This is a genomic window from Candidatus Desulfatibia sp., from assembly GCF_036446775.1.
GTDB lineage: Bacteria > Desulfobacterota > Desulfobacteria > Desulfobacterales > UBA11574 > Desulfatibia_A.
Window position 1 is genome coordinate 1 of sequence record NZ_JAZFTO010000349.1, and the last position, 9,629, is coordinate 9,629.

11 protein-coding genes and 1 riboswitch are annotated in these 9,629 nt (G+C 43.3%); of the genes, 6 read left to right on the forward strand and 5 right to left on the reverse strand.

What is annotated here, in order from left to right; all coding sequences use genetic code 11:
* From V3S16_RS16130 to nadA, 5 genes are all read right to left on the reverse strand, one after another.
* The coding region (locus V3S16_RS16130) for a hypothetical protein (protein ID WP_413886786.1) at positions 1–381 on the reverse strand (381 nt) is incomplete at its 3' end.
* A 49-nt stretch (positions 382–430) separates the two neighbouring features.
* Positions 431–775: a hypothetical protein gene (locus V3S16_RS16135; protein ID WP_413886788.1), complete on the reverse strand. Its 345-nt coding sequence runs from the start codon at positions 773–775 to the stop codon at positions 431–433.
* Positions 776–871: 96 nt separating this feature from the next.
* A riboswitch (cyclic di-GMP riboswitch) is annotated at positions 872–961 on the reverse strand.
* 92 nt (positions 962–1,053) lie between these two features.
* Positions 1,054–1,704 carry a TIGR04211 family SH3 domain-containing protein gene (locus V3S16_RS16140; protein WP_413886790.1) on the reverse strand — a complete coding sequence of 217 codons (651 nt, stop codon included), beginning with the start codon at positions 1,702–1,704 and terminating at the stop codon, positions 1,054–1,056.
* A 98-nt stretch (positions 1,705–1,802) separates the two neighbouring features.
* Positions 1,803–2,942 (reverse strand): MFS transporter, encoded by a 1,140-nt coding sequence (locus V3S16_RS16145; protein WP_413886792.1) that lies wholly within the window; start codon positions 2,940–2,942, stop codon positions 1,803–1,805.
* Positions 2,943–2,954: 12 nt separating this feature from the next.
* Positions 2,955–3,953 carry a quinolinate synthase NadA gene (gene nadA / locus V3S16_RS16150; protein ID WP_413886794.1) on the reverse strand — a complete coding sequence of 333 codons (999 nt, stop codon included), beginning with the start codon at positions 3,951–3,953 and terminating at the stop codon, positions 2,955–2,957.
* A 546-nt stretch (positions 3,954–4,499) separates the two neighbouring features.
* Between nadA and V3S16_RS16155 the strand changes: the two genes are divergently transcribed.
* The 6 genes from V3S16_RS16155 (at position 4,500) to V3S16_RS16180 (ending at position 9,619) form a co-directional block, all read left to right on the forward strand.
* Complete coding sequence (locus V3S16_RS16155) at positions 4,500–5,432, forward strand: HDOD domain-containing protein (protein WP_413886796.1); 933 nt, start codon at positions 4,500–4,502, stop codon at positions 5,430–5,432.
* A gap of 9 nt (positions 5,433–5,441) precedes the next feature.
* Positions 5,442–6,212 carry a motility protein A gene (locus V3S16_RS16160; protein ID WP_413886798.1) on the forward strand — a complete coding sequence of 257 codons (771 nt, stop codon included), beginning with the start codon at positions 5,442–5,444 and terminating at the stop codon, positions 6,210–6,212.
* A 1-nt stretch (position 6,213) separates the two neighbouring features.
* Positions 6,214–6,945, forward strand: a complete 732-nt coding sequence (locus V3S16_RS16165; RefSeq protein ID WP_413886800.1) for an OmpA family protein — start codon at positions 6,214–6,216, stop codon at positions 6,943–6,945.
* A complete protein-coding gene (locus V3S16_RS16170; protein ID WP_413886802.1) occupies positions 6,851–7,312 on the forward strand; it encodes a PilZ domain-containing protein in 462 nt (153 codons plus the stop codon). Before V3S16_RS16165 ends, V3S16_RS16170 begins: the two co-directional genes overlap by 95 nt.
* 318 nt (positions 7,313–7,630) lie before the next feature.
* Positions 7,631–8,587 carry an SDR family oxidoreductase gene (locus V3S16_RS16175; protein ID WP_413886804.1) on the forward strand — a complete coding sequence of 319 codons (957 nt, stop codon included), beginning with the start codon at positions 7,631–7,633 and terminating at the stop codon, positions 8,585–8,587.
* A gap of 6 nt (positions 8,588–8,593) precedes the next feature.
* Entirely contained in the window at positions 8,594–9,619 is a 1,026-nt protein-coding gene (locus tag V3S16_RS16180; RefSeq protein WP_413886806.1) for an NAD-dependent epimerase, read from the forward strand.
* Positions 9,620–9,629 lie beyond the last annotated feature (10 nt).

The window sequence follows — 9,629 nt, forward strand, 5'->3', positions numbered from 1 at the left end:
TTTCTCCTGTAATCCGGGATAGCTGTCCCACTCCACCTCGGCGGGCGTGAACGGCTGGACGGGTAACGTCCGCCCGCTGGGCGCCACCAGGTCCCGGACCTGTTTCTCAACTTTTTCGGCTACCGAAACACAACTGGTGAACTTGCCGCCGTACACCGAAACCCAGGGCTTCAGCCGGTCCCGGTGAATCTGATGTTTACGGGAAAGGTCGAGGGGATAACATTCTTTTGAAAAACTTTTTTCTTCAAAAAACAGATCTGGTCTATGTCTATAAATATCCACGATTTCTTTTTCGTGTCTGATATTATACTTTTTGCATACTTGAAGCAGAATTTGTCCAGTTTCTTTGCTAATAGGAAAAGCTTCTATAAACGTCTGCATGCGTCATCCTGTATTTTATTTAGTCTTGAACTGGTTTCAAAACCAACTGTCATAATACTCCAGCCAGGGTTTCATTGTTTAGATTGTGCACCTGCGACGGGTTTTGATTTTGAGCTTCAGCTTCCTTATAGATACTTGCCTTGATATCTTCAAGCAACTTAACAGCCTCATCATGGTCTGCAAGAGCAGCCTTATTAGATCCCATGGCTCCCGAACGCGTACGTGTAATTTCCACCTTGTCTGTTTGATCGATAGCAGTTTCGGCATTGCCAGCATTAACCTGTTCGGGGTTCCCGGTGGTTTTATCCAAGGTTTTTGAAGCATTTTTTCGGGCCGGATTTCGAGCTTCTGTCCGATCCAAACTCTGCAAAGTGTTATTGATGGAGTTCACCATATTTTTTCTCCTTTTTTTTAAAGCGTCTGTCATTCCTATTTTGTTTCCAAACTAAAAAACCCGCTTCCAAAGGGAAGGCGGGTATTCGAAAATTTGCTTTGCAATTCCGCTATCTTATCCAATTTAAATGGACTTAGATCGGCAACTTTGCGTCCCATCCTTTCAGAAGGTTTGCCCTTGAGCTAAAAAATTATTTTCTTTATGTATATCGGAAAGATTATGAATAACTTTAGATTCTTTTTATTTTTTTTAATTTTGACGGCTTCGTAAGTGGCAGATTATCTATAATAAGATTTTTTTCTTTTCGAGGATGAACCAAGAAAAAACCCTAAAAGAAGCACTCCAGCTCCGGTGAGGAAAAATTGGATCCTTTTTGTTTTTGGATGACTATCAAGATCTTTTTTAAGGTTATCAACTTCGATATTTAACTCGGTCTTGATTGCCTTTAGCTGGTCATGTTCACCTGTCAGTGCGGCTATCTTTTTATTAGATCCTTTGAGGAGAGTGTTGTATTTCTCGGTGAGCTGTTCAATTTTTAATTTATCATCCTGCCTGCCAGCCCTAATTTTATTTAGGTCAGCATCTCGATTCTTTTCAAATTTTTTAATCTTTGCCTTTAATTGGCTTATTTCATTTTTCATCTTTTTAATAATTACAGCTTTGGGCTTACCTGCGCTTATAAAATTCTTTTGAACCCATCCTTCCAGCCCCGCTTGCGTGCGTATTCTCATAAAACGGTCACCCACTTCAAGCACTTCTACCGGGTCGGCGGTTTTTAGAGTCCCTAATATATTTGCATCCTTGTCCGGGTTATCACGGATTGTAAGTACCAGCATGTCAGAGACATATTGAGTGTCGGCATGGGCTGCATCAACAAATCCAACAGGTATTGTTAAGAGCAGGAATAAAAAGATAAGATTTGATTTCATTCCTAAAATTACACACAATGCATCGATTGTGTCAAGAAATTAAATGTGTTGTGAGCATTCGAGGTCAGTGGAAAGTGAAGCTTTTTGTAAATTTGATTTCAAGGTACCTTAATTTGCTGCACAGCGACCAGGGAAACTATACTCAAAATCGCACCACATACAAAGGGGATACGGTAATCAACGATCCACAGCAGTCCCCCTATAGCAGGAAGTAAAACTGCTGCAATATGGTTGAAAGTAAAACCTACAGCCATACTCGGTGCGATATCCCTGGGGTCTCCCACTTTTTGAAAATAAGTGCGAATGGCAATGGCAAAATTAAAAAAGATGTGGTCAAGAATATAAAGTATTGCTACGAGTGTTTTTGATTCCACAGTGGCATAAGCCAGGAAAATGAAAATCAGGCTGAAATATTCTAAGGAGAGTATCTTTCTTTCTCCAAAGCGGATGATACTTTTGCCGATGAGAGGACTCAAAAAATAGTTGGCCAGATTGTTGATCACGAAAAGGATGGTAACTTCCTGAACCGTGAATTGAAATTTTTTGACTAACAGAAAGACTGCAAATGCTATAAAAATCTGGCGCCGGGCGCCCGACATAAAAGTGAGAAAATAATAAAGCCAATATTTTTTACGGAGAATCATTTTTTTGTGCTGGGGAACAATATTGCGGTCAACCGGATTTTGAGAAAAACCCCAGCAGCCGGCAGCTATAATAAAACCTCCGATGAGCAGGTAAATTTGTGCAAAGGTCAAGATGGGTGCGATGAAATAGATGGTGATGCCTATTGCGATATTCGAGGCGGCAGCCAGGCTGCGCAATTTGCCGAAAACCCATGGGGAAGTTTGTTTGTCAAAGTATTGAAGCGTTAACGATTGATTGGTAGTTTCATAATAGTGGAACCCGAAACTCATGATAAGGGTGGTAAATAGAAGGCCGGAATAAGATGGAAAGAGGCCGGTTATTGCCACGCCAATTCCAAGAACCACGATAGATAATGCTGACAGGCGATGTTCTTTAATCAGCATTATGGCAAAAATGGCAAGTAATGCTAAAAAGCCGGGGATTTCACGCACAGATTGAATCACACCGATGTGATTTCCATCCAGGCCGGCAACTCTTACAGCAAAATTATCGAATAATGTGCGCCATGTCTGAAGCCCTATGGTTGAAGTAATAGTAAGTACCATAAGGAAGCGATACATGGGGTTTTGTTTAATTGCTTTCAGTTGAGACATACTTTGCTGCGATTACAACGCCAACATCCTTTCCACGGCTGAAAGAGCCTGTTGCCTTATATCTTCCGGGATTTCAATCCGGGGTTTTAGCTCCTCCATAGCCCAGAGGATCTTTTCCAAAGTGATGCGCTTCATATTGGGGCACAGCCCCCGCTCGGTAACAGGCACATATTCCACTGCTGGATTCTCTTTGCCAAGTCGATGAAGAATGCCGGTCTCTGTTCCAACAATTAAAGTTTTTTTCTTGTATGCTCGCGCATAGCGAATTATCCCTCCGGTACTCAGGGCCTCGTCGGCAGCATCGATCACATCGGGGCGGCACTCGGGATGCACCACAATTTTAGCGTCCGGATAACGCTGCTTTTGTCCGGCAATATCGTTTACTCCGATTTTCATATGAGTGGGGCAGTATCCGGGCCAAAAGTGCATCTCCCTGCCCGAGGTACGCATGACAAAGAGGCCCAGATACTGGTCCGGAACAAAGAGAACGGGCCGGTCCGCATCCATGGCCTGGACCACCTCGACCGCATTTGCAGACGTGCAGCAAATGTCGGAACCCGCCTTGACCGCGGCGCTGGAGTTGACATAGCAGACCACTTGAACGCCGGGATACTTCTTTTTTTCCTGCGCCAATTGCTCCGCAGTGATCATGTCGGCCATGGGGCAGCCGGCATTCTCGTCGGGAAGCAGCACGGTCTTTTGAGGGGAAAGAATCTTGGCGGTCTCTGCCATAAAGTGTACTCCGCAAAAGACAATTACGTCAGCGTCGGTTTTAGCAGCCTTGCGGCTCAATTCAAGAGAGTCACCGGTATAATCAGCAATATCCTGTACTTCCGGGCGTTGGTAGTTGTGGGCCAGGATAATTGCGTTCAGCTTTCTTTTTAAAGTGCCAATCTTTTCTATCAGACTTTTGCTCATTGCAACTCCTTTTGTTACTACAACTTCAATTGAGAAAAAAACGCTCAATGGGTGTCTGACAATGTTGATAAATTCGTAAAAAATTGAATTCATCACGTTTCAGGTGTCAGGCTGTAATTTGTGGTTTGCCATACAATATAAATAGATTAATGTCAAAAATAACCATTATCGTCAATAAATAGACGAATACGTCAAAATTTCCTCTTATTTACAACCTCTATTAGGGTTTATTTACTTTCTACAACCCCCTTATCTATCTCGTTAAATATCAATTAAGCCTTGCAATTCAAGCAGGTTAAAGTCCTTAAAATCGGTATATCTGCCGACCACACCGGGAGCAACTATATTTCTGGCACACTAATTGCTAAATATAAATGCTGATAACTGACAAAGACCAATGATATTTACCGGTTAGTAGATCTATTTCGGCTTAAAAAACCACGTCCTATGGGCGTGGTCAGAGTCTGACGGCTTTGCCTGAAGACTGGTACAAGGAGTAATGGAGTATTGGAGTGTTGAAAATTTGCTTGGTTGTCATTCAATAGTCATTCGATTGTAATTGCAACATAGACTACCTGATTGTCTAAGAATTTCTAATGATCTTCCTCCATTACTCCACCACTCCATAAAAGTCTATGAATGGCAAAGACCATAAGCCCCCTATGGGGGCAAACCAAAGCCACGTCCTATGGCCGTGGATTCTTTACTAAAATGCCCGATAAGCTACTTAAAAACAGGCCGTTAAAAAAGACTATCCTGGGAACTGTGGACAACCTTCCGTCCATGCCTAATATCTTGCACAAGGCCCGCGCGGTTATTGCAGATCCCAATTCCAGCTTTAAGGATTTAGAAAGATTAATCATTAACGACCAGGCGTTTGCCGTCAAAATTCTCAAAATTGCCAATTCATCTTACTATGGCCGCGTAAAAAAGGTATCATCGATACAGGGTGCGACGGTTATTATCGGAATGAAAAGCCTGTCTGAACTCATTACAATAGCCGGTGCTTCCTCTCTCTTCAAAAAAGCCTTGCTTGGATATGAACTTCCGGCCCAATCTCTATGGCGGCATTCCATTGGCGTTGCCTTTGGGGCAAAAATCATTGCAGGCAGGAAATATCCTGCCCTGGCCGAGGATGCCTTTTCGGCTGGACTTATTCATGATGTGGGCAAACTCATATTAGACGAATATGTTTATGAGCGCAAAGAGGCTTTCCAGGAATTTATGTACGACGGCCAACAGACTTTCCTGGAAGCTGAAAAAGAGATTCTCGGATTCGAACACGCCGAAATAGCCGCTATAGTCTGTAAAAAATGGAATTTCCCGAAATCAATCACTGTCGCTATCCACTACCATCATCAACCCGCGCGCCTTATGAGCAATAAGCTGGCCCATATTGTGCATGTTGCGGACCAGATTACTGAAGCGACCGGTATGGATATCGACGGAATTACACTTGATATCTCTGACAATTCTTTGGAGGTAGTAGGCGTTCAGATAGATGAAATTGCACAGATTATGGATGAAATCACAGAGTATGTTGACCAGGTTGGCGATACTGTAGGGGGATAGTTATAGCTTATGGATTTAGGGTCTGTTGTCGGAAGTATTTCCGGTATATTTCTCATTATAGCCGCCATATTCATTGCGGGAGATATTCATAATTTTTGGAATATTCCGGGATTGATGATTGTGCTGGGGGGTACGGTCTCTACTACCCTGCTAACCTTTCAATTTAAAGACGTTGTGACGGCGTTTAGGGCGGCATATTTTGCTTTTACCGTGGACAAAAAGGATCCCAACAGCATGGTTGCGACTATGATTAAGTTGTCCGAAATAAGCCGGCGGCAGGGCATACTCGGGCTAAGCAACATAAAGACAAAATCACGTTTTTTAAAAAAGGCCTGCGCACTTATTGCCGACGGCTCTGAAGAGGAGACCATAAGATCGGCTTTGAGAACCGAAATTGAATCATTAAAAATGAGACACTTTATCGTTCAGGACATATTCCGCAAAATGGGAATGTATTCACCCGCCTTTGGCATGCTCGGGACATTGATCGGCCTTATCCAAATGTTAAGCAAGCTTCAGGATCCTTCCCAAATCGGACCCTCAATGGCCATCGCCATACTGACAACCTTTTATGGTTCTTTACTCTCCACGCTGTTCTGCCTGCCCATTGCCGGAAAACTCAAAGCCAGAACTGTTTATGAGGTGATAAATCTTGAAATTGTTTTTGAAGGAGCGATCGGTATTCTTGACAACAACAACCCTATCATTGTTTACGAGAGACTATCATCCTTTATACCGGCGGCAAAGCGAAGATCGTTATCATCTATGAGGACAAAATAACATGGACCAAAGCAAACTTGAAATTTTAGATATATTAGAAGATGAAGAGCAAGCCATTTGGATTGTAACATATGCCGATCTGATGACCCTGCTGCTGGTCTTTTTTATTTTAATGTATGCCATATCATCCCTAAATCTATTAAAGTTCAAAACCGTTTTAGCTTCTATTCAGGTTAGTCTTGGTGAAGAGAAGCCTGGAATTGGTCTTCTGGAAATCGTTAAGGTGCCTGAACAGCTTGACCAGAAAATCAGTCTGGCGGATTTGTCAGGGCTAAGAACCAGAGAACATGAGCTGTTGGGTGATATTGATGATTTGATCCAAGAAAAGAAACTGGGTAAATATATCATAGCCCAAATATCCGAAGGCAAGATATACATTCAAATTAGGGGCAAAGTCCTCTTTAACTCCGGTGCCGCCCAACTGAACGACGATGCAAAACCGATTTTAGATAAAATAATCAGCATTATACAAGATTACGTAGAATTCGATGTAAATATCAAAGGACATACGGATAACACCCCTATTTCCACGGCCCAATTTGCTTCAAATTGGGAACTATCTGCCATCCGGGCCACCACAGTTCTGAAGTATTTCATCGATGGCGAGGTTAACCCTATGCGTCTCACGGCTACCGGTTATGGCGATTTTCTCCCTTTGGTTGCCAACAATTCCGCCGAAAATAGGGCGATTAACAGGAGGGTTGAATTTGTTCTGGAAAGAGAAACAAAATAATTCTGAGATATTTTCTTTCAAATCCAATGACAGGCGTTTATCCTACAGGGTCTCCCCGTCCGCAAATGCTCCCATAGTCTTTGAATTCGGTGGAGAAAAGGTACAGGTGGTCAATATTGGCGCCGGCGGTCTTGCGTTTAAGAACAAGGGTTTTAAAAGCGGAGACACTCAGGCAATAGAATTGCTGCTGCCGCATCAAAATGTAACTTTGGCGCCTGTTTTGGAAATCAATACCGTAGACGATCAAAATGTTTGTCATTGCCAATTTCGTGAAATTGAAGAGGATGAAGTTGAAGCGCTTCACCAATATGTTCTGAAAAGGCAAAAGGAGATAACCATGTTAAAAAATGCAAGCGATTCCTTATGACCGCTAAGAAGCTACTTTGAAACCCCATCCACTGCATCCCGACTTTGGCGGAATTGCACTCCCACTCAAAATGCGCATTCCGTTACCAGCGGGACTTTTCTTTTCGCCGTCGCAATTCCTAATATCGGGATTTGGCAAAGCTCAACTTGTCCTTGAACATGATCTGAGATTTTATAACAATTTCTATGCAAGTAGGCGTATCAATTTGACAAAGTAAAACTGACTGATGTATATATTAGCTTCTTTAAACCAGGATAGAAAAGGCAGCTTTACCTGTTTAAAATACCAGACATGTTGTTCATACAACGCTGGGGCAAAATGAATTTTGAATGCAACAAAGCACTGGTAACCGGCGGCGCAGGGTTTATCGGATCTCATCTTGTTGATGCCTTGATTTCTCAGGGGTGTGAAGTTAGGGTGATTGATGACCTTTCGACCGGCAGTCTGTCAAACATAGAGCATGTTACAGAGCATATTACTTTTTATCAAGGTGATATTCGGGACCAAGAATTATTAATGCAGGCGGCCGCAGACTGCGATATAATATTCCACCAGGCCGCCGTGGTATCGGTTCCTCAGACAGTGGCAAATCCGGTTGAATCCGCCACGATAAACGCAATGGGGACACTTTTTGTTCTTGAAGCCGCCCGCAAAAACAATGTCAAACGCGTCGTGATTGCCGGCTCATGTGCAGTTTACGGCGACGACCCGGAATTGCCGAAGCATGAAAAGATGAACCCAAAACCGCAAAGCCCTTATGCTGTGCAAAAGCTTACTGCAGAGTTATATGCCCGTCTTTATCATGACCTTTACAAACTTGAAACGGTTTGTCTGCGCTATTTTAATGTTTACGGGCCAAGACAGGACCCATCATCCCCATACTCCGGGGTCATGTCGATTTTTATGACCAAAGCTGCCGTTGACTCAACTCCCGTTATTTACGGGGATGGCAATCAGTACCGGGATTTTGTATATGTAAAAGATGTTGTCAGAGCCAACCTATTGGCGGCAAATGCGCATAAAGCCGGCGGGAAAACATTTAATATCGGTACAGGAAAAACTCTTTGCATCAATGAGTTATGGGAAATGATCAGTAAGCTGGCCGGTAAAAAGATCAGTCCGGAGTATGAACCGTCAAGACCCGGAGAGATTCGCGAGTCTGTGGCCGATATCAGCGGTGCTCAAGAAGTTTTTGGATTTAAACCGGAGTATTCCTTTGAAAAAGGTCTTAAAGAGACCTTTGAATATTATTTTTCGACGGAGCTTACAAGGTGATAATAAATGAAATTTAAATTCACCAAAGTATTGGTCACCGGCGCGGCCGGCTTTATCGGTTATCACCTGTCAAAGCGCCTTTTACAAAATGGCTGTTATGTTACCGGTATAGACAACCTCAATCCATACTATGATGTCCGTCTCAAAGCAGCCCGTCTTGACAAGCTGACACCTTTTGAGAACTTTTCCTTTTCCAAAATCGATCTTTCCGACAAAAAGGCTTTGGAGAAGATTTTTGGCGATACACAATTTGATGTTGTTGTTAACCTGGCCGCCCAGGCCGGTGTCAGGTATTCACTTGAAAATCCGCAAGCTTATGTTGACGCCAACATTGTAGGCTTTGTTAATATTCTGGAATGCTGCCGGTACAACGATATTCAGCATCTGGTATTTGCCTCATCCAGCTCTGTTTACGGGGCCAATACCAAAATGCCTTTTTCCGTTCACCACAATGTTGATCACCCTTTATCCCTGTATGCCGCTACAAAAAAAACAAATGAACTCATGGCACACACTTACAGCCACCTGTTCGGACTTGCCTGCACCGGCCTTCGATTTTTTACGGTTTACGGTCCCTGGGGACGACCTGACATGGCCCTTTTTCTTTTTACCAGGGCCATTCTGGAAGAACAATCGATAAAAGTATTTAATCACGGCCGAATGCAGCGTGATTTTACCTACATCGACGATATCATAGAGGGGGTTGTAAGGGTAATGGGTCAACGCCCGGAACCGAATCCAACCTGGAGCGGCGACAATCCGGACCCCGGCACATCGTATACCTGCTATAAAATTTATAATATCGGAAACAATAATCCGGTTGAGTTAATGGATTTTATTGCGGCCATCGAAGATGCCCTGGGCCGCCAGGCTAAAAAAGAATTTCTTGATCTTCAGCCGGGTGACGTGATTGCAACCTATGCCGATATCAATGATATGACGGAAGCTGTCGGCTTTAAACCGCGGACCTCTCTTGATATTGGCATCAAACAGTTTGTTGACTGGTTTAAGGAATATTACAAGTACCAGTAGGGTTCAAAGG